Annotated in this window: 15 protein-coding genes and 2 pseudogenes; 5 read left to right on the plus strand and 12 right to left on the minus strand. The window is 62.0% G+C overall.

Annotated features, from left to right (window positions below; translation table 11 throughout):
• Nucleotides 1–15: 15 nt before the first annotated feature.
• Genes NL114_RS00685 through NL114_RS00695 form a run of 3 tightly spaced genes read left to right on the plus strand, consistent with a single transcriptional unit; the run spans nt 16 to nt 2,946 of the window.
• Entirely contained in the window at nt 16–1,455 is a 1,440-nt protein-coding gene (locus tag NL114_RS00685) for a sugar transferase (RefSeq protein ID WP_254822888.1), read from the plus strand.
• Between the two features lie 56 nt (nt 1,456–1,511).
• Nucleotides 1,512–2,612, plus strand: coding sequence for a glycosyltransferase family 4 protein (locus NL114_RS00690; protein ID WP_254822889.1), 1,101 nt, complete (start codon nt 1,512–1,514; stop codon nt 2,610–2,612).
• A 25-nt stretch (nt 2,613–2,637) separates the two neighbouring features.
• Nucleotides 2,638–2,946: a hypothetical protein gene (locus NL114_RS00695; protein WP_254822890.1), complete on the plus strand. Its 309-nt coding sequence runs from the start codon at nt 2,638–2,640 to the stop codon at nt 2,944–2,946.
• Nucleotides 2,947–3,015: 69 nt separating this feature from the next.
• On the opposite strand, the gene NL114_RS00700 is transcribed toward NL114_RS00695, so the two are convergent.
• From NL114_RS00700 to asnB (NL114_RS00710), 3 genes are all read right to left on the minus strand, one after another.
• Nucleotides 3,016–4,179, minus strand: a complete 1,164-nt coding sequence (locus NL114_RS00700; protein WP_254822891.1) for a hypothetical protein — start codon at nt 4,177–4,179, stop codon at nt 3,016–3,018.
• A gap of 62 nt (nt 4,180–4,241) precedes the next feature.
• Nucleotides 4,242–5,447, minus strand: coding sequence for a hypothetical protein (locus NL114_RS00705; protein WP_254822892.1), 1,206 nt, complete (start codon nt 5,445–5,447; stop codon nt 4,242–4,244).
• 55 nt (nt 5,448–5,502) lie between these two features.
• Complete coding sequence (gene asnB, locus NL114_RS00710; protein ID WP_254822893.1) at nt 5,503–7,422, minus strand: asparagine synthase (glutamine-hydrolyzing); 1,920 nt, start codon at nt 7,420–7,422, stop codon at nt 5,503–5,505.
• A 104-nt stretch (nt 7,423–7,526) separates the two neighbouring features.
• On the opposite strand from asnB (NL114_RS00710), the gene NL114_RS00715 reads away from it, so the two are divergent.
• Nucleotides 7,527–8,636: a glycosyltransferase gene (locus tag NL114_RS00715; protein WP_254822894.1), complete on the plus strand. Its 1,110-nt coding sequence runs from the start codon at nt 7,527–7,529 to the stop codon at nt 8,634–8,636.
• 15 nt (nt 8,637–8,651) lie between these two features.
• On the opposite strand, the gene NL114_RS00720 is transcribed toward NL114_RS00715, so the two are convergent.
• The 6 genes and pseudogenes from NL114_RS00720 to NL114_RS00745 all read right to left on the minus strand — a co-directional run bounded on the left by NL114_RS00720 (nt 8,652) and on the right by NL114_RS00745 (nt 15,599).
• Nucleotides 8,652–9,473 (minus strand): class I SAM-dependent methyltransferase, encoded by an 822-nt coding sequence (locus NL114_RS00720; protein WP_254822895.1) that lies wholly within the window; start codon nt 9,471–9,473, stop codon nt 8,652–8,654.
• Nucleotides 9,474–9,504: 31 nt separating this feature from the next.
• The gene (gene asnB / locus NL114_RS00725; protein WP_254822896.1) at nt 9,505–11,361 is read right to left on the minus strand and encodes an asparagine synthase (glutamine-hydrolyzing); all 1,857 of its coding nucleotides are present in this window, start codon (nt 11,359–11,361) and stop codon (nt 9,505–9,507) included.
• Nucleotides 11,362–11,429: 68 nt separating this feature from the next.
• Nucleotides 11,430–12,542, minus strand: a complete 1,113-nt coding sequence (locus NL114_RS00730) for a glycosyltransferase family 4 protein (RefSeq protein ID WP_254822897.1) — start codon at nt 12,540–12,542, stop codon at nt 11,430–11,432.
• A gap of 64 nt (nt 12,543–12,606) precedes the next feature.
• Nucleotides 12,607–13,779: a glycosyltransferase family 61 protein gene (locus NL114_RS00735; protein ID WP_254822898.1), complete on the minus strand. Its 1,173-nt coding sequence runs from the start codon at nt 13,777–13,779 to the stop codon at nt 12,607–12,609.
• A 182-nt stretch (nt 13,780–13,961) separates the two neighbouring features.
• Nucleotides 13,962–14,909, minus strand: coding sequence for a UDP-glucuronic acid decarboxylase family protein (locus NL114_RS00740; protein ID WP_254822899.1), 948 nt, complete (start codon nt 14,907–14,909; stop codon nt 13,962–13,964).
• A 64-nt stretch (nt 14,910–14,973) separates the two neighbouring features.
• Nucleotides 14,974–15,599, minus strand: a pseudogene (locus NL114_RS00745) (IS6 family transposase).
• 105 nt (nt 15,600–15,704) lie between these two features.
• Between NL114_RS00745 and NL114_RS00750 the strand changes: the two are divergent.
• The gene (locus NL114_RS00750; protein WP_254822900.1) at nt 15,705–16,613 is read left to right on the plus strand and encodes a glycosyltransferase family 2 protein; all 909 of its coding nucleotides are present in this window, start codon (nt 15,705–15,707) and stop codon (nt 16,611–16,613) included.
• Between the two features lie 715 nt (nt 16,614–17,328).
• Here the strand turns inward: NL114_RS00750 and NL114_RS00755 are convergent.
• From NL114_RS00755 to NL114_RS00765, 3 genes and pseudogenes are all read right to left on the minus strand, one after another.
• Nucleotides 17,329–18,087, minus strand: a complete 759-nt coding sequence (locus NL114_RS00755) for a glycosyltransferase family 2 protein (RefSeq protein ID WP_254822901.1) — start codon at nt 18,085–18,087, stop codon at nt 17,329–17,331.
• A gap of 87 nt (nt 18,088–18,174) precedes the next feature.
• Nucleotides 18,175–18,525 (minus strand): annotated as a pseudogene (locus NL114_RS00760) (transposase); the annotation flags it as partial.
• A 42-nt stretch (nt 18,526–18,567) separates the two neighbouring features.
• Nucleotides 18,568–19,836 carry a hypothetical protein gene (locus NL114_RS00765; RefSeq protein ID WP_254822902.1) on the minus strand — a complete coding sequence of 423 codons (1,269 nt, stop codon included), beginning with the start codon at nt 19,834–19,836 and terminating at the stop codon, nt 18,568–18,570.
• Nucleotides 19,837–20,182: the final 346 nt, after the last annotated feature.

Below are 20,182 nucleotides of genomic sequence, written 5' to 3' on the forward strand. Positions count from 1 at the left end.
TCGGAGTCTCGGGTGATGACATCCGGGTGGCGATACCGGATCGCCAGCGTCGGTGGTACCATCGGACTGGTGGTCACCGCCGTGGTCGCCGCGAATCACCCGGCCGTGCAGTCGCTACTCCGTTCGGTCCCGGTCATCGGCGGCCTCCCACTGGACCCGGCCGGCGGGATGGAGCTGGCGTTCGAGGCCGCGACGACCGTTCTCGTCGCGCTCGCCGTGCTCACCCCGCTGTTCAAGCCACGCCCACGGCGGATACTCGACACGGCGTCGCTGGCTGCCGAGCGGACGCTCCTCGCGACCGTGACGCTGGCGGCGGTGGGGTACTTCGACTACACCTACCGGCTCCCGCGCGCGACCCTGCTGTTCACGACGGCGTTCCTGCTGGCCACGCTCCCGGTCCTGTTCGTCACCATCCGACGCCGCCCACGCGAGAAGGGTGGCCGGACCATCCTCGTGGGCGACGACCCCGTCGCGATGGCCGACATCCTGGACGTGATCGAGGGGACCGTCGTCGGATACGTCTCGCCACCCGGAACCACGCGCGAACTGGACGTGGCCACGGACCCGGGGGCACAGACCGCACTCGGCCTGACCGACGGCGGCGGCCGGATAGCCGAGCTCCCCTCGCTGGGCGGTCTCTCACGGCTCGGCGAGGTGCTCGTCGAGCACGACGTGGACACGGTCGCGCTGGCGTTCTCGGAGCCCGACCGCGCCGAGTTCTTCGGTGCGCTCGACACCTGCTTCGACCACGGCGTCGCCGCGAAGGTCCACCGCAAGCACGCCGATAGCGTGCTGACGAGCGGCTTCGGTCAGGATGAGCTGGTCGACGTGGAGCTGGAACCCTGGGACCCACAGGACCACCTGCTGAAGCGGGCGTTCGACATCGTGTTCGCGGGCGTGGGGCTGCTGGTGCTGTCACCGGTGATGCTCGGTATCGCGGCGGCGATCAAGCTGGAGGACGGCGGCAGCGTCCTCTACGAGCAGGAGCGGACGGCGGCATTCGGGGATACGTTCGACGTGTACAAGTTCCGCTCGATGCACGAGACCGACGCCGACGACACCGAGCCCGTCTCCGACGACGGCAACGACCGCATCACGCGCGTGGGGCGGTTCATCCGGCGGACCCATCTAGACGAGACGCCACAGCTCTGGTCCATCCTCGTCGGCGACATGAGCGTCGTCGGGCCGCGCGCCGCGTGGACGGGCGAGGAGACCCACCTCGAAGCCGAGACCGAGGACTGGCGCAAGCGCTGGTTCGTCAAGCCCGGACTGACCGGGCTGGCGCAGATCAACGGCGCGACCAGTCTGGACCCGGAGGCGAAGCTCCGGTACGACGTGGAGTACATCCGCCGACAGAGCTTCTGGTTCGACCTGAAGATCGTCGTCCGGCAGGTGTGGATGGTGCTCATCGACCTCGTTCGGACGGTGGCCGGGCGTCCCCTGGAGGACGAGTAGCGCCCCCTGTGACGACATCGGACCGTTGATGTGGCCGCCCTGGCGACCCTGGAGTGATGCGTATCCTCCGCGTCGCACAGAAGGTCTACCCGGACGTGACGGGTGGGGGGCCGTACCACGTCCACGCGATGTCGCGCGACCAGGCGGCGATGGGCCACGACGTGACCGTCCTGACCGTCGGCGGCGGTGGTGGCGAGGAGGAACGGGACGGGTATCGGGTGGTTCGGCGCCCGGCGACGGTCTCGGCACTGGGGAACGACATCTCTGTGGGCGTAGCGCGCTACCTCCACCGATACGCCGACGAGTACGACGTGCTCCACGCGCACTCGCATCTGTACTTCTCGACCAACCTCGCGGCCGTCGCACGGCTGCTCGGTGGACCGCCACTGGCGATCACGAACCACGGCCTCTACTCCCAGACCGCCCCCGAGAGGGTGTTCGACGCGTACCTCCGGACGGCCGGGCGATGGACGTTCGACCGGGGGGACGTGGTGTTCTGCTACACCGAGGAGGACCGCGAGCGCCTCCGTGGGTTCGGGGTCTCGACGCCAATCGAAGTCATCTCGAACGGCATCGACACGTCGCGGTTCACCCCCGAGGGCGACCCGAGCGAACGCGTCCCGGGCGGCGGGCCGGTGGTCCTGTTCGTGGGGCGACTGGTCGAGGGAAAGCGCCCAGGGGGCGCGGTCGCGGCGCTGGACCGGCTCCGGGAGACCCATCCCGACGCGCGGCTGGTCGTCTGCGGCGAGGGACCGCTGCGGGAGGAACTCGACGCGGCTGTCGCCGAGCGTGATCTGGAGGACGCAGTCACCTTCCTCGGACACGTCTCGTACGACGAGATGCCTGCGGTGTACCGGGCTGTGGACGCGCTCGTGCTCCCGTCGCGGGCGGAGGGGCTCCCCCGGACCGTACTGGAGGCACTCGCCTCCGGCGTTCCGGCGGTCGTCAGCGATCTCGAACAGGTCGCGCCCGTCGTCGAGGGGGTCGGGCGGGCGGTTCCGGTGGGCGACATCGAGGGGTTCGCGGCCGCGTTGCGTGCCGTGCTCGCCGGCACCGACCGCGAGCCACGGACAGCGGTCGTCGACGACCACGACTGGGCGAGTACGGTCGAGCGGACGACCGCCGCACTCGAACACATCGCCGACCGCAACGGCTAACGGCATCGGCACCCGTCGGCTGGGTATGGACCTGCGGGAGGCGGTTCGGGGGTCGACACTCTATCGGGCAGTCGTGACGCTCCGCCGGTGGAGCGAGCACAGCGTCGCGGTCTCGCTCGCCACCGACGAACGCGTCCAGCAGGCCGTCGTCGGAGCCGTCCTGCTCGTGAGCGTCGTCTCGGTGCTGCGGTCGAACATGAACGCGGCCGTGAAGTTCCTCAGTTTCGTCGCGCTGTTCGCCGTGACCGCGGCACTGGTGTGGTCGGTCGCCGACCCGTTCGGGCGTAGGAGTGTAGTGAGTCGGGAAACGGGACCTGATTATCCTAGGGAATAGCGCTGGCCTCCGTCTACGACTCGGCCAGAAGCTGGTGAGTAATCAGCTATGACGAGTAGTCAAAGAGCATCAGAGATTTGCCTTCTGGAGATACTCCCGAGCACCCGGGTATTTGTCTGCCGCCCACTTCCGAAACCTGGGAACGAACATCGCTGAGAGGCCGATGAATATCGGTCCGTACGGTGCACGGTATCGCCAGTCGAAGTCCCAGAAAGTCGCTGCGATGAGCGCAGTCATCGCTACTGCCGGCCAGCCCCACGTCATGAGTCGTTCCGTGTCTTTGCCCTTGATTAGTCTCACGAGTGCCATTATCGAGAGGAGCATGGGTGGAACAAGGACGGTGAGATTGATTACCTTATGCAGCCCCGAGAAGCGCCCAACGAATGGAAGGAACAAGAGGCCTGTCTTGAGAACCCCCATTATGATCAGTTCGAGGGGATTCCGCAGGATGAATTGGAAGACGGTTGAGGCGGGCGTGTGTACATACTCATAGGAGAAGGTAGGGTCGTCCAGCACCAGTACGCCGTTCCGCCAAACGCCGAGTAACTGGGCGGAGAACTCGTCACGTGAGCTAAGAGTGATATACGTTACCACTACAACGACGGCGGATCCGATACCCGTGAGTGGATACCCGAACACTCTGACGGACTCTTCACCGAGAGAGACCCACAGTAGCCAGCCGACCGCCACCAGCAACCCCACGGGGCGAGTGAAACCGATGGCGATAGCGGCCCCCACGACCAGTATCCGATCGTAGAGCGTCGGGTTCTCGGCTGTCCGGTATCGGGTGAGGCTCCACAGACCGACAGTCAACACGAAGATGAAGGATACGTCGGTCAGTATCCAGTTGACCCACTGGAATGTCGGCCAAAATCCGGCAAATACGATGCCAGCTACGAGCCCAGCGAGTTCGGAGTCCCACTCCCGTCTACAGGTGTCGTAGAGGAGCACTGTCGAAGCCGATGAAAGAAGCACCTGATACGCGACGAATCCGGAGTAGCCGAGGCCAGCACCTTCGACGATAAGACACATCGGCAGCGTCGCGCCGGCGTACTCGATGCCAGCTATCGCTTCGATGCCGAAGATGCCAGCAGGATTTCCGAGCCAATACTGACACGACGAGAGGAAGTTCGCCGTGTCAGGGCCGATAGTAATACCATCGTATACGACCCAAGCTGTCCTAAGAGCTGCAGAGATAAGGAGAAGCGAAAGGTAGCGAAGATGCCGTCTCACAGTGCTGATGCGTTCGAGGGAGGGTGATTAATTTACCTATCCGCAGGCCGAACGGCGGGTCGCTATCGGCGGATTGTCTGTTTCGAAACCGACCCGCTGGAACCGGAGTCCAGCCCCAGTAGTATCGTCGCCCACCGCTCGAGCGTCGGAGCCCCGAGGACACACAGCAGGAAGGTGAACGGGATACGGTGGCGGGCTGTCGTCCCGAAGTTGGCGTCGACCAGCCCGTAGCCGACCACGCCGAGGACGTACGTCGTGAGCATCAGAACGAGGACGGCGAGGTCGCGTTCACATTCACGGACCGACCGGTAGGCCGTGACCGTGAGCGTCACGAGGACGGGGAGCAGCAGGACCGAGACCAGGTCGAACGCCGACGTGACGTGGAGCGGGAACGGGGCGTACTGGAAGTAGAGCGCCCGGGCGGGTGCGGCGAGGACGACATCGAGGCCCGTCTCGTAGCTGAAGCCGTCGAGGTAGGTCGCGCCGCCGACGGACCGTCGTTGCAGGCGCTCCGTGAACGGCGCGACGGGAAGCCTCCGGATGAGGAGCGGAAGGGCGGCGACTGCCGGAAGCGCCGCGAGGGCCACGAGTCCGCGGAGCGTCACCGGACGCTCGGCCGTCGCATCGATGGCCCTCACCAAGCCACCGGCCGCCCCACCGAGCAGGAGAACCGCTGCCAGCTCTGGCCGGAGGAGACTCAGCGCACCCCACAGCGGAACCCCGAGGACTGCCGGCCACGTCTCTCCGTCGTAGGCCCGTGCGACCGCAGCGAGCAGGCTGAAGAACAGGAGTACACCGAGCGCGTCCCGCATCGGAACCGTCAGGAAGACGAACGGGAGCGGGAGGAACAGGACGGTCACGACGAGGCCACGGGCTGTCGACAGGTTGGGGTAGAGCCGCCGTGCGAGGTCTGCCGCCGGGAGCGCGACCAGTACGGCACAGAGGCCGTTGAACACCGCAACGACGGTCGGGTCGGTGCCGAAGACGCTGTAGAGAACCGCCTGCGCCCCGGAGAAGGAGTTGATGGTCGGGTTCGTCGAGGGAAGCTCCCCGTTCAGGATGAGCACCGCCCGGTGGTGGAACCGAGCGATGTCCCAGGCGTACGGGAGCCGCGGAAGGACGAGGGCACCGAACGCGACGTGTCCGAGGAGTGCGACGGTCCCGGCGCCCGCATACCAGCGGTTCCCGACCCGCCGGGCGGTGGCGAGGAAGACTGCGAGGATCGCGGCCGTCGCCGCGAGGACCGAGAGCGTCTCCTGGGGCAGCATCTATCCGACCGGCGTCACCACAGGGCGATATATCCGACGGTCGCCGGACGAATCGTCAGCCATCGAGGCAGAGCGGGACCCCCCGGTTGCGGAGCCGGCGCTCCCAGCGACCGTAGACGTAGACGCTCCAGAGGAACTTCGCGTGGTCGGCCCGGCCCGAACGGTGGGCATCGAAGACCTCGCGTACCGTCTGTCGGTCGAGGAACGGCGCCTGGATGGACTCGAGAGCCTCGTGGAAATCGTCTGCGAGCGGGCCCGTCAACCACTCGCCGATGGGCATGTCGAAGCCCTGTTTCCCGCGCTGCTGGATACGTTTCGGGAGCACGTCGTCGAACGCGCGCCGGAGCACGCGCTTCTGCTCGCGGGCATCGATCTTGTGACTCGTCGGGAGCGAGAGTGCGTACTCGACGACCTCCCTGTCCAGGAACGGCACCCGGACCTCCAGCGAGGAGTACATCCCCGCGAGGTCGACCTTGTGGAGCATCTGGTTCGGGAGGCCGAAGCGGGTGTCGACCGCGAGCATCCGGTTGAACTCGTCGCCCTCGGGCAGCATCCGATGGGCGTCACGATGGGCGTCCTCGAGGGCGTCCCCAGCACGGCGTTCCGGGTCGAGCGGTGCAACTGCGCGGGCCGCGTCTTCGTCGGGGAGCCGGAGCCACGCCAGGTGGCGGGCGACCGGGTCCGGCTCTGAGCCGCGCCGGAACTTCCGGGCCTGCCGGCCGAGTTCGCCGACCCTGGTCGTCCGGTCGACCGGAGCCGCGCCGAGCAGCCGGTCGACCGCGCCCCGGACTGGTCCGGGCAACGCGCGGTAGTACGTCGAAAGGTGCTCGCCGCGGTACTTGCTGTAGCCGGCGAACAGTTCGTCCGCACCGTCGCCCGAGAGCGCGACGGTCACGTCGCGTGCGGTCTCGCGGGCGACCACGCTCGTCGGGATGAGCGATGGGTCCGCGAATGGCTCGCCGAGGCGGTCGAGCACGTCGGGAATCGTCTCCCGAACATCGTCGGGCGTGACCGTGTACTCGTGGTGGTCGGTGCCGTGGTAGTCGGCGACCTCGCGAGCCGCCCAGGACTCGTCGAAGCGGGCCTCGTCGAAGCCCACCGTGAACGTCCGGACCGGCTCGTCCATGAGGTCGGCCATCGTCGCCACGACGATGCTGGAGTCGAGCCCCCCCGAGAGGAAGGCGCCGAGCGGCACGTCGCTCATCAGTCGCCGTTCCACGGCGCGCTCGACGCGCGCTCGGAGTTCGGTTGCCGCCGTGCCCAGCGAGGGGTCCTGGGACTCGATGGTCGGCTGGTAGTAGCGTCTGCGGTCGACCGAGAGCGAGCCCCCGTCGCGCCTGCCGTCCTCGTACTCGATGAGGGCGAGTTCACCGGGACGGAGCTTGCTGACGTTCTGGAACGCCGTCCGTGGCGCCGGGGCGAAGCCGAGACAGAAGTAGGTCCCGAGCGCCGCGTGGTCGAGGCCGCCGAGGTCGATGTCGGGCTCGAAGAGGGCCGGGAGTTCGGAGGCGAACGCGACCCGCTCGCCGTCGCGGGCGAGCACGAGCGGCTTGATGCCCATCCGGTCGCGAGCGAGGACGAGCCGGTCGCGGTCGGCGTCCCAGAGCGCGAACGCGAACATTCCGTCGAGTCGCTCGACGAATCCCGGCCCGTGCTCCTCGTACAGATGGACCAGGACCTCCGTGTCGGCGTCCGTGCGGAAGGTGTGGCTGGTCGAGAGTTCATCGCGGAGGTCGCGATGGTTGTAGATCTCGCCATTGAAGACGACGCAGACGGAGCGGTCCTCGTTGAACATCGGCTGCTGGCCGGATTCGAGGTCGATGATGGAGAGGCGACGATGGGCGAGGGCGACCGGCTCGTCGACGTGGATGCCGGCGTCGTCCGGGCCCCGGTGGGCCAGGCAGTCGTTCATCCGCTGGAGGGTGTCCTCGTCGGGGAGCGTGGACGGGTCGAGGACGCCAGCGATACCGCACATGGGTCCTCGGAAGTCGGGGGTGCGGGAGAAGGTTTCTGTCTCGCCGTCGACGGCATGGCAGCGACTCCGAAGGCCTTTGCCCGGGGCTCGACACTGGTCCATCGATGGCGGGAACCGGCGACGACCGGACGCAGGTCTGGTACCTCATCGGGACGCTGGCCGTCGGCGGGACCGAGCGGACGCTGGTCGATCTGGTGAACGGCCTGGACCGCGACCGGTTCGCGCCGACCGTCTGGACCATCGCCGAGCCGGGACCGCTCGCCGACGAAATCGACGACACGGTGCCCGTCCGGTCGCTCGGCGCCGCGAGCAAGGTCGACCCGCGGCCGGCGCTTCGACTCGCACGGGAACTCCGCCGTGAGCGTCCGGCCATCCTGCAGTCGTTCCTCTACTTCGACAACGTCCTCGCGCGACTCGTCGGACAGGTGAGTCCCGGGACGACGGTCGTCACCGGTGTCCGGGAGGTGCCCGAGTCGCTGCCACCCCACCGCGACCTCGTCGACCGCGCGACGCTCGGACTCTCGGACCACGTCGTCTCGAACTCGGAGGCGGGCGCCGAGTGGATCATCGACCGGGGCGTCGATTCCGACCGGGTGTCCGTCGTCCGGAACGGACGGGATGTGGACGCCTACGACGTGCCCGAACCGGAGGGGCTGCGAGCGGAGCTGGGGCTCGGCGATGGACCCATCGTCGGGACGGTCGGGCGGCTGGTCGAGCGGAAGGGGCACCACGACCTGCTTGACGCGTGGCCCGCCGTGCTCGAGGCACATCCCGATGCCGAGCTGGTGCTCGTCGGCGACGGCCCCGAACGGGACGCGCTCCGAGCGCACGCTTCCCGGCTCGGTATTCGTGAGTCGGTCCACCTGCTCGGGCGGCGCGATGACGTGCCCGAACTGCTCGCGCTGTTCGACCTGTTCACATTCCCGTCGCACTACGAGGGGCTCCCCGGGGCGCTGCTGGAGGCGATGTGTGCCGGGCTGCCCATCGTGACGACGCCCGTGGACGGGTGTGCGGAGTTGGTTACCGACGGGGAACACGGGGTTCACGTCCGTCCCCGGGCCCCGGCGCCTCTCGGGGGTGCGATTGCGGACCTGTTGGCGGACCCCGAGCGGGCCGCGGCACTCGGTCGAGCGGCCGTGCAACGCGCCCGCGACGAGTTCGGTGTCGACTCGATGGTTGGGCGGATGGCGGCCCTGTACGAGGAGGTTCGATGAGCCGTCCGCCCGGAGCTATTCCGGGTTCCTGTCGAAGACGTAGGTATTGACGGCCGTCGGAAGGTCTGCTGGAACCTCCGTGCGGACATGCTCGAACGTCTCGGCATCGGTGATGTGGTTCTCGACCGCGGCAGGCGTCGCGTACTCGAACGGCAGCCCACCCAGCCAGTCCCGGATATCGTGCCAGTACTCCATCCCCCGCTCCCGTCGGTAGCGCTCGAGATACGTTCGGGGGTCCTCGCGGCTCAGCAACGTCCGGATCGAGAGGTGGGTCAGGCCGTAGCCGCGAACGGCGAGTGCCTGTGCGGGCCCAGGCAGGCGATTGTACACCCGCTTGATGCGGGTCGACAGAACCGAGTCGTACAGCGCCTCGTCGGGGGCGACCTCGTTGTAGATGCCGAGACACAGCCGCCCACGCGGGGCGACGGCGGCGGCCGCGTTGTCGATGGCGTCCCACATCGACCCGGTGTGGTGAGCCACACCCCAGCAGTAGACACAGTCGAACCGACCCAGCGAGCCGATGAAGTCCGTATCGAGGAGGTCACCCTGTACCACCGCCCACTCCCTGGGGCTGGCGTCGTCCTCGTCACGCAGCCGTCGACAGCAGGCCACGGAGTCCTCGTCGTAGTCGAAGCTGACCACCCGCGAAGCGCCCAGCCGGTGGGCAGCGAGCGAGAACAGGCCACTCCCGCATCCCGCATCGAGGAACGTCCGGTCGCGCAATCCGTTCTCGCCGAACACGTCCCGGAGTTCCCGTTTGGCCTCCTCGATCCTGTCGTCGTCTAGCTCCCGGAGGAACGATTCCCAGTTCTCGCCGAACGCGAAACGCGCTGTCACTGGCCGTACTCAGCGACACGGGGGAGAAATATCATTCGTCATCGATGAACCGCTCGTACCACCCCTCGAGCATGACGAGGTCCCAGATACGGTAGCCGTGGTCCACCTCGCCGTCGAGGTGTTCCGTGAACATCCCGGTGACCCCCGCCGCGTCGAACGGCTCGCGTGCGCCGAGCCGATTCAGTTTCTCGCGACCGAACGCGCGGAGGTCGCCACGGAACCACTCGTCGATTGGGACGCCGAAGCCCTGCTTCTCCCGGGTCAGGACGGGGTCGGGGAGGAGGTCCTCGAACGCCCGCTTGAGGAGCCACTTCTTCTTCCCCCGGCGCCACTTGTACTCGGCGGGGATGCGGGCCGCGAATTCCATGAACTGGTGGTCGAGGAACGGCGAGCGGACCTCCAGCGAGTGGGCCATGCTCGCACGGTCGACCTTGACGAGCAGGTCGTCCGGGAGGTAGGTCTGGATGTCGACATGGGTGATCTCGTCCATCCGGGTTGGACCGTCCGCGCGGGCGAACGCCTCCCGGAGGTTCTGGAGTTCGTCGTCCGGGGCCGGCCCGTTCCAGACCTCCTCGGCCTGGTCGCCCAGCGCGTGGCAGATGTACGCAGCATACTGCTCGATGTCGTCACCGGCAGCGGCGTCGAGGAACCGCTCCATGTCCCGCGCCAGCTCCCCTCGACCGACCGCAGAAGCGACCCGTGGCCCACCCGTCTCCGCGGCAGTCCGGAGCCAGCCGGGGAACCGCCCCGCCCGGCGCGTCAACCAGTCGTACGTGTACCGGTCGTAGCCCGCGAACGTCTCGTCTCCCGCATCGCCACCCAGCGCGACCGTCGTGTCCCGAGCGGCAGCCCGGGAGACGTAGTAGGTCGGGAGCGCCGACGGGTCGCCGAAGGGCATCTCGTACTGCTCGATCAGGTCGGGGAACACTTCCATCGCATCGGGCTGGACGGTGTACTCCGTGTGGTTCGTGTCGTACTCGCTGGCGACTTCGCGGGCGAACCCGAGTTCGTCGTAGGCCGCCCTGTCGAAGCCGATGGAGTAGGTGTTGACCGGCTCGTCGGCCAGGTCGCTCATCAGGGCGGTGACGATCGAGGAGTCGATGCCGCCCGAGAGGAAGACACCCACAGGCACGTCGCTGCGCATCCGCAGCCGGGTGGCCTCCCGGAGTTCCTCGCGCAGTCGTGCCGCGAGGGCGTGTGGCCCGGCGTCGAACTGGTCGGCGAAGGAGAGTGACCAGTACTGCTCGCGGTCCATCCCGTCCTCGTCGACGACAGCGTACTCGGCAGGGCCGAGCTGCTCGATGCCCTCGAAGCCCGTCTTCGGATGCGGCGTGTACTGGTAGGTGAGGTACTCCCGGATGGCCGAGAGGTCGGGGGCGGCCGGGACTTCGGGATCGGCGAGGAGCGTCTTGATGGTCGAGCCGAACCAGAACGCCTCGTCCGTGTTCCGGACGAAGAGCGGTTTCTGCCCCAGGCGGTCCCGGGCGAGGAACAGCCGCTCCTCGTCCTCGTCCCAGATGGCGAAGGCGAACATCCCGCGGAGGTACTGCAGGCAGTCGATACCGTGCTCCTCGTACAGGTGGAGCAGGACCTCCGTGTCTGTCTCTGACCGGAAGGGGTAGTGGTCGACCCGGTCGCGGAGTTCGCGGTAGTTGTAGATCTCCCCGTTGAAGACGATGTGGACACTTCCGTCGGCGTTTGCCATCGGCTGGTGGCCCGCCTCGGAGAGGTCGAGGATGGAGAGTCGGGTGTGTGCGAGGAGGGCCGGCCCGTCCGCGTAGACGCCCTCCGCGTCCGGGCCGCGGTGGTCCATGCAGGCCGTCATCGCATCGCCGAGGTCCGGATCCGGACGGACGGTGAACGAGAGTTTGCCGCCGATGCCGCACATTGGTCCACCGGAGCGCGAGCAGGGATATCCAAGCTTCGGTCCTCGCGATACAGCCGCCACCGCACCGGCTACCGGAGCGCAGCTCGCAGGGCATCGGCGTACTGGGCGGCCGTCTCGGAGATGGTCAGCGTCGCCTCGAACTCTTCCCGAACGTGTCGGCCGAACTCACGGCGACAGGCGACGGAGTCATCGAGCATCCGGACGAGCCCTTCTAGTGTGTCGAACTCGCCGTCGGCGAAGCCGGCCTCCTGACCCCGGAGGAAGCGGGCGGGGTCGATATCCAGACTCAGGACTGGCGTCCCGTATCGCCACGCCTCGAGGAACGTGTTCGGGAACCCCTCGTGGGCGGAGGTACTGACGAGCGCCGTGGCGCGCCGATACCGCTCATGGATTCGGTCCGGGTCGACCCGGCCGAGGTTCGTGACGTTGTCGAGTTGTGATGCCCGACGGGCGATCCGTTCGTTGTACTCCTCCGACGACCCGTCCGGGCCGGCGAGGACGAACTCACAGTCGGGAAGCGCTTCGGCCAGCTGCAAGAAGAGGTGCGGGCGCTTCTGTGCCCGCTCCAGCCGGCCGACCCAGAGGAAGTGCTCCCGCTCCCCGTATGGCGTATGCTCCTCTGCGGGAGGGTACCCGTTCGGGACGACCGTGGCGTCGACCCCGAACCGTTCCCGGAGTCGGGTCCGCTGATACGGGGTCTGTGCGATGATTCCGTCCGCGTCCGCGAGTGACCGCCGGAACAGTACCGACAGCGGCAACGAGAGCTGGTCCGGATGCGAATCGACGTTCCGGTCCGCGGCCAGATTGTACACCCATCGCGTTCCGAGTAGCCGGGCCATGCCGTACGTCACGGCCGCCTTCCTCGGGAACCCACGATAGACGTACAGGTCGGCGTCGGCGCGGCGCATCGCCCGGAAGAGGGCCGCCGTCTGCTGCCAGACCGGATCCTCCGACGGGGTGTACGCACGATGGAGGGTGACGCCGTCGCGGTACATCGTCCGAGGCTGCCCGTAATCACCGACGACGAAGTGGACGTCGAACACCGACCGCAGCTCCTGACTCAGGAGGTAGAGCTGCCGTTCCGCACCCCCCGGCGCGATATCCGACTCCGGAACGAAGTAGCCGTAGGCCGGGAGTGAGACGAAGCAGACGGTGTCGTCGGTGGGGGCTGTCGGTGTCATCGGTCCGGATTCGGCATCTCGACCGTCGTCACCGTGGCTCCGGGATAGGTGACGTACGGTCCGTTCATCGGTGACACCATTCGTCGAGCACGGATTCGAGAGCGACCGGATCTATCCGGATGTCATTGCCATCGGAGCACCCGGTGAGGCAGTAGTAGTCGTGGTCCATCACGTTGGCGAGTGCGTGGTAGTGTCCCCGGAGATCGCCCGACGGGAATATCTCCACGACATCCAGATCCGTTCCGTAGAGGATATTCGTCAGCCCGGCACCGTGGGCCCCAACGACGCAGTCTGCCTGGGCGAACAGTGCTACCTGATCCGCGACGGGATAATGCGAGAGCCTGACGGGTTCGAACCCCCGCTGCTGGAGTAGGGGTTCGATTTCCGGACGGTTCTCGATTCGACGCATCCTGGCGTCCTCCCGGGAGACGAACAGGCGGTCCGGCATGCTGTCCGTCTCCCGACCGGAGACCGCACTGGTCATCCGGTCGCGAAGCCATTCGCAGGCCGCCGGATTCGGAACGGCTCCGTCCCGGAGCGGCGAGGGATACACGTACTGGTCGACGTGGGCTCGCCCACCAGCCCATTCGCGGTACTCGGAGTCCGGATACCCGAGGAGGGAGAGCGATTCGGTGATGTACGCCGGCGGGTCGGATGGAATCAGAACCGTGGGACTGTCGCCCGTCCGGGACTCGTGCCGTTCCAGCTGCCGGATTCGAGGGAGGAACTCGACGACCCAGTGGTGGAACGAGGTCGGGAATCCGACCATCGGGAATGCCCGCTCGTGTCGCTCGCAGGTCCCGAGTCCGAACCGCTCCGACCCGAGTTCCGCGACGACCGGGAGTGGCGCCGTCGGCCCCTGGTCACGAACGTACCGGTAGATGGCCGTGTGGAACCGTTCCTTCCCCATCACGTCGGGACGGTCCTCACAGAGGACGAGCCCCTCGTGATTGAGCTTGATGGCATCGGGGCCGACCAGCCGAACGTCCGGGAGCGTGCAGACGAACGCGGGGTCGAACCGCCGCTCGCCGCTCGCCCCGGAGAACGGGTTCGAGGTCGTGTTCACCGGGGGGTCGACGGTCACCGTCCGCTCCTCGAAGACATCGATTACCTCGGACCCCCGTTCTCGGACCGCCTCCGGACCGAGGAAGTCACCGTCCTCCGTAATCCGGTCGAGAAGCAGGTTGTAGCCCGTCCCGGCCAGAGCAGCGGGGACCCGGGACAGGAGTCCTCTCACGCCATCGTTCCGGAGTTTGATCCACACGTCCCGAACGTTTCGACGCCACCACGCCGGATCCATCGGCGGATGGAGGATGGGGGGCGTGATAGCGTTGGTGGACGCCGATGCTCACCCGGGGCGACTCGAGGAACCGTCGCCGGAACTCCGACAGGCCCAACACGCTCCCGGGGGCGGTCGATTCAGGCGTCGCCCAGCCGCTCGTCGAAGCTGTCGATGGTTCGTCGGAGCCCATCGCGGAGCGTGATCTCCGGTTCCCAATCAAGGAGATCGATCGCCCTGGAGATATCTGGTTTCCGTCGACTGGGGTCGTCCTGCGGGAGCGGTTCGTGTGTGATCTCGCTGTCCGTGTCGCAGATCTCCTGTGTCAGCTCGGCCAGCTGGAGAATCGTCGCTTCCTCGGGGCGGCCGAGATTGACCACCTCGCCGCCGAGGCCATCGGTCTCCATCAGCTCCTGGAGCCCGTCCACCAGGTCGGCCACGTAGCAGAACGAGCGGGTCTGGGACCCGTCACCGTACACTGTCAGGTCCTGGCCCTGGAGCGCCTGCGTGACGAAGTTCGGAACGACCCGCCCGTCATCCATCCGCATCCGGGGACCGTAGGTGTTGAAGATGCGAGCGGTCCGCACGTCGACCTCGTATCGGTCACGGTAGGCGACGGTGAGCGTCTCACCGAACCGCTTGGCCTCGTCGTAGCACCCGCGAGGGCCCCTGATGTTGACGTTCCCGTTGTAGCTCTCCGGCTGGGGATGGACCTCGGGGTCGCCGTACACCTCGCTGGTACTCGCGTAAAGAAGCCTGGCGTCATGTTCGACGGCGTATTCGAGGAGGTAGCGAGTGCCCTGGGTGTTCGTGAGGGCGATTCGAACGGGGAACTCGGTGAAATCTTTGGGCGAGGCACGGGAGGCGAGATGATACACCTCGTCCGCCGGTGGGAGTTCCGGTTCCTCGCGGATGTCCGCCTCGATGAGCCGGTACTGGGGATGGGACTGGAGGGCGTCGATATTCTCCAGCCGACCACTTCCCAGGTTATCGACGCAGATCACCTCGTGGCCGTTATCGAGGAGTTTTTCCGAGAGGTGAGAACCGAGGAATCCAGCCCCACCGACGATTAACGAAGTTCCAGTCACACCACTGTCTTCCACAAGAACTTGATAAATAGTTGGGGTTGGATGTCGACGGTGTTCAGATAAGCTAATTCCATGCGAAGGCGAACGAGCGCAACCACTCGTCGACCTTGTTGCGTGAGCGTGGCTGAAACTATTCGAAAACAAAACAGTTCGTCGTTTTACTTCTCTGTAGACACGTTCGATGCTGATCCGATTTCCATCGGGCTCGTATCTGAAATCGAGCTGGTGGCGTCGGCAGCCGAGTTGGAGTGAATCGCTGTTGTCGACGAGGAAGGTGGCGGTTTTTACGTCTTGTTTTCCACGTAACTCGCGGAGGAACAACCACGCGAGACCGCCGTTGGTGACGGATCTCAGCTTCGCAAGGAGAAAATCGTTTGTCTCAGGATCGACAGCGGCGTACAGCCAGCATTTTTCGCCATCTAGCCAGATCACCGTCTCGTCGACCGCGGCGTGATCTGGCGAGCGACCAGACTCGGGCTGTAACTCGGCCTTCTGAACCCAGTTGTGGACGGTGGAGCGTGCCAGTTAAACATCCAATACCTCAAGTATCGAAACGGTATTCGAAAGTGATAGTCCAGCAAGATGGATCTGAATACCGAGCTTCATCAACGGTTGCGGTGTTGCTTAACGCTACAAGAAATCTAACTGAATCTCGTCCAAACAACCGTTGAGGCGGGCGTTTTCTGGCATAGGACACGAGAAAACCGTCCGGCCTCACCTTTCAATCCAGATTTGAACAGCGCCCACGCTCACTGCACAAGAGTCTTAATCAATCACGCTAATTTGAAATTTGCCTTGAGTCAGGAAGATGCGACCTTAACGAATGACGACGTATGGGTCTTGGTTCCCGTTCATAACCGGAAGGAAATAACATTAACCTGTCTCGACCATCTCTCTGAGTTTGAGGATTTTAAGCGATTAAACGTCGTTGTAATCGACGATGGGTCAACCGATGGAACCGCAAAAGCAGTTCAAAAAGGATACCCAGAGGTGAGTCTCCTCAGGGGTGACGGTTCGCTTTGGTGGGGTGGGGCAATCCGGGCAGGCATGAAGTATGCCTTTCAGAAGGGCGCCAAGACCATCGTTTGGCTAAATGATGATGTTCGACCCGACGAGGGTGCTGTAACTGCCTTGGCGCAGTGCGCTTTTGAGAATACCGCTGTCCTCGCTGGCGTAGTTTCAAACGGAGTTGATTCAGACTATACGACACGACTCGCGCGGACCCGTTGGGGAGTTGAATCAATGGAGTACAAACGTGATGAGGAGATCCAAAGTTGTGACTTGACTCCGGGAAAATTCGTTGCAATACCGCGAGAGGTGATTGAGAAAATCGGTTTACCGGATACAGATGCCTTCCCACACCATATATGCGATTATGAATACACTCTTCGTGCCGCTGAAAATGGATTTGAGGTGGGGGTATATTCACCGGCATCAGCGGAGGATATAGCGTTTGAACCAGCAACTCCTCGCCTTTCATCTGAGGTAAGTTTCGAGACGGTCTTTCTCAATACGTTCAATCCTGGGGCCCATTCGTCCTATACCCTTCGAATGAACTACTATCGAGATCTCCGATTCACCGGGCCACCACGTGCAGTCGGATATCTCGTGTTCTTGTATCATTGCCTTCGCTCTCTTGGAGCCGTTATTATCAAGCTCGCCCTCGCTCTTGGTAGTACGCAACATTCCCTTCGAAGTCAGTAACTACCAGATAAAATGGTCAGTCAATTGAAAATTTATGAATGGAAACTATGGGTGAAATATAACTAAATTTGCTGTAATTTCTATCAATTGTGGTAGCTGCGCCGTATTTCGATGGTACCATTAATTAACTCTCAGAGATAAACTTCGGCTTTCCACCTGGGTCGAATTGACGCTTGTTGGCCGAAGGGGAAGTCTTGGCGTCATCTAATGCTACCCACATAATTCGAATGTAGCTTGGGCAGGCTGTGGCTGTTACAGCGCTGAAACGCGTAGCAACGCCTACCACACCTACATTTACAGCTGGTCGAACGACTTGTAGACGGTGCTATAGTACCAGGGGCCGTTCCGATTTGAGCCTACCGAGTAATCTATTTTAATAATATACTTATCATTTCTGCGTTCCACGTCAGCTCCGGACATCTTTGACCCGAAGATAGTGGAGACTGGCAGGATTCCTGCGGGCGAACCCATTGCTAGCGGGCCCGTCGGGGTACTCATCTAAACGCTAGTTTGATCAGTTAACAGTAATGCTCAGCATAGTAGAGGAAGTCGATCACCATTGATAGTGCTGAATCCCTCCATCTTCCCTCATCTTATCCGGATATCCGCCGGCCAAATTACTATCACATACCACTATAATCTCAGTTAGTCTCAAATTCTAAATCAATAATTGTTAAATTTTATAGTATATTAATACATTTTCATTTTACCATTCTTAATTCCTGAATATATTATAAATATTGTAGAGTCTATTAACTCTCATCAGGTTCAGTAATCTGTGGCTGGGACTAACAGCATCCTCAATTTCTTCATAATATTGTGAGATATCATGACTCATCTGATTTTTGTGCTGTCTGTGAGCAGCGAGTACTGTATCGACTGTTCGGAGTTGGGTCTCTTCGGCGAACTGCCTCCAGAGGTAGTAGTCACCGGCAAGGCGTACATCATCAGGGAATCCGCCTGCTCTGTTCCATAGATCAGATGTCCAGAACGTTGACTCCTGCTGAACGAACCCTAGACCTCTCCGGTGATACCATCCTCGTACGAGCCACTTTCTGTTATAATACGGCCTGATTGGTGAGACGTTCGTGACGCGACCACTTTCGTCGAGGTGTGCTGGATGTCCGGTAATCCAGTCTTTTTCTTTCCGGTTGAGACGCTCCGCCACAATTTCCAGCGTCCACGGCATATACAAGTCGTCGGAGTTCAGCCAACACAGGATTTCCCCTTGAGCTCGTTTGAATCCCTTCTCGATAGCACTGTACATACCCTCGTCCGGTTCCGAGATCCAGCGCATGGGGTACGTGTCTTCGTATTCCCGGAGAATGTCATGCGTGCCGTCATCAGATTCCCCGTCGATTACGATATGCTCAAAGTCTTTATACCGTTGATTCCGAAGACTCTGAAGGGTGTCTTCAAGAAACCGTGAACTGTTATAGGTCGGTGTGACAACTGAGACCGTCGGTCCTGTCATCTGATGAGTATCAGTGTTACTATGTAAGTATAAAGACCGTGCTCGCCGACCATAGAACTCAATAAAATCCACCATTTTATTGTGAAAAGAAGATTGCCTGAGTGGGGTGTTGATAGCTGCTGTCAGCTTGTGCAGTGAGTCAAAAAAGCGTTTGCTAAGAGCTGTTTTAAGTTGTCTTCAGCATTCATCTACAGCATTAGGCTCCGGCAAATACGCCGGAAATGTTACGAAGGCAATGTCGTAACGGGCCGCTAGGTCCTTGATGGCCGATGAATTGAAATAAGGCGTTCCATCCAGCACCACCAGGAAGTCGTCTTCGAACTCTTCGCTTGACGAGGAAATAAAATGTTCAGCGTGGTCGGCTATGATGGACTTGGTGAATTGGGAGAATAAGTTGTCACCGTTTTGGGTGATTGCGCCCAGCAGACACGTCGAGTCCAGTTAGCCAGAGAGTTCCGTTACTGATAACAGACGGTTTAATTACGTCTTGAGGGCGGTTGGATCAACTCTCCGTTCGGAGAGACAGGGAATGTACGAGTGAGTGAGGTTGCGAAACTGAATACCATCTCGTTCCCCATACTCAATCATCTCGGTGAGAGTCTCGACGTGCTGGTCATAGTAGTCTTCATATATCCGGTCACGAAAAAACGAAGGGTGGGTCTTGGCCACCGTTTCCATGAGTTCATCGTCGTACTGAGCTGTGCCGCTGTGTTCCCAGAAGTACGACTCGTTCTTTTCTCTCCCATCTGCACCGACGATTCGAACATCGTCCGTTAGGGACATCGCAATAGGTAGCATGAACAACGTCATTATGTTGGCTGTGCTCATTACCTCAAGTTGATCCGGGGTTGGATAGATGGGTTCCTCTGCAGGAACGCTGTTGAAGCCGATGAATTGGTTGCTTAGTTCAGGAAAGTGGCCGGCAAGAAGACTGTGATAGTGGCTTGGTATGACAGCTTTGCAATCATATTGTCTCAATACTTTAATGGCATCCTGCCTGAACTTGTGTGCGTATCTACTAGGGCCAAAATGAAAAACGGGATCGGCGAATACCAATACATCAGGCTGGAGATGTTGGAGGAGTTCGTCGTTACGAACAATGCTATTACAAATTATTGAGAGTGCATCCTCCGGGATCTCAATATCAAAAACCTTGTCCAAACTTGGTCCAGTGGCAAATACGTAGGATGCGGGATATTCTTCCGAGGAACTTAAGCCCCGATAGTTCTGTTCAGAAGCATCATCCACTGGGTTCCGAATTTCGTTGGTGACGTTTGCCCAGGAGGTGGATTCCACGGTTGAAAAATACTCTTGGTCCACTATTTTCGTTTTACCAATATTTCTGAGAATAGGGGGACGCCAGAGCCGTGAGGAGTCCCAGAGCAAAATTCGGTCAGACACACCATCGAATTGAATATCCTCACTAGGTGGATGGAAAACGAAGGACAGGTGGTCCGTATCAAACTGAGCTTGTGGTTGGGGTGGACTAATTTGTTTGGGTGTTTCCGGAGAAGCCACTATATGAATTTCACAGTTTTTGAAAGAATCTCTTGGGAGATACCACCCCAAACGGTTAGCAAGGTCGTATAACTGTTCCTGATTTTCGATTTGTGGCCAACACAATACCGACTCAACCGGCTGATTGTCCTCTTCAAATACGTATTGCAATCTACTTATAAATTCATTTTTGAATTTTCTATATTTAATCGAAAAATAGTCTTTCGAAGCGGTTGCAATAGTATCGTCCATGCTCAGACAGAGGTTTTGTTTAGACAAATCATAAATATAAGCTTCTATAATCGCTGGTCCGAGTGATACACCGGTCACGACCACGTAGATCTTGCCGTAGAAGGGAAGTCTCAATTCAGGAACCGGTTAGACTTATTACTGATATCGCCGGTTTCGATTTAGGAATACGGTTGGACAGCATCAACGGGCGGTCAGCCCCGACATAAGCTTGACAGCACCCGTACGAAAGAGTGCTTCGGATGGGAAGCGTCTGCCCCACTCCGATAGGGACTGGAACGGAATGTCGAGTGGTACGGGGACCACCGAATTTGGATACTCGGGAATGGGGCGTCCGGGTTGGAGTGAA

The sequence above is a fragment of the Haloglomus halophilum genome, assembly GCF_024298885.1.
GTDB classification, from domain to species: Archaea; Halobacteriota; Halobacteria; order Halobacteriales; family Haloarculaceae; genus Haloglomus; species Haloglomus halophilum.

Excerpts from the sequence above, each read along its gene's own strand:
- NL114_RS00685 (WP_254822888.1), top strand. The coding sequence starts at position 16 with ATGACATCCGGGTGGCGATACCGGATCGCCAGCGTCGGTGGTACCATC.
- NL114_RS00690 (WP_254822889.1), top strand. The coding sequence starts at position 1,512 with ATGCGTATCCTCCGCGTCGCACAGAAGGTCTACCCGGACGTGACGGGT.
- NL114_RS00695 (WP_254822890.1), top strand. The coding sequence starts at position 2,638 with ATGGACCTGCGGGAGGCGGTTCGGGGGTCGACACTCTATCGGGCAGTC.
- NL114_RS00705 (WP_254822892.1), bottom strand. The coding sequence starts at position 5,447 with ATGCTGCCCCAGGAGACGCTCTCGGTCCTCGCGGCGACGGCCGCGATC.
- asnB (WP_254822893.1), bottom strand. The coding sequence starts at position 7,422 with ATGTGCGGTATCGCTGGCGTCCTCGACCCGTCCACGCTCCCCGACGAG.
- NL114_RS00715 (WP_254822894.1), top strand. The coding sequence starts at position 7,527 with ATGGCGGGAACCGGCGACGACCGGACGCAGGTCTGGTACCTCATCGGG.
- asnB (WP_254822896.1), bottom strand. The coding sequence starts at position 11,361 with ATGTGCGGCATCGGCGGCAAACTCTCGTTCACCGTCCGTCCGGATCCG.
- NL114_RS00730 (WP_254822897.1), bottom strand. The coding sequence starts at position 12,542 with ATGACACCGACAGCCCCCACCGACGACACCGTCTGCTTCGTCTCACTC.
- NL114_RS00755 (WP_254822901.1), bottom strand. The coding sequence starts at position 18,087 with ATGACAGGACCGACGGTCTCAGTTGTCACACCGACCTATAACAGTTCA.
- NL114_RS00765 (WP_254822902.1), bottom strand. The coding sequence starts at position 19,836 with ATGGACGATACTATTGCAACCGCTTCGAAAGACTATTTTTCGATTAAA.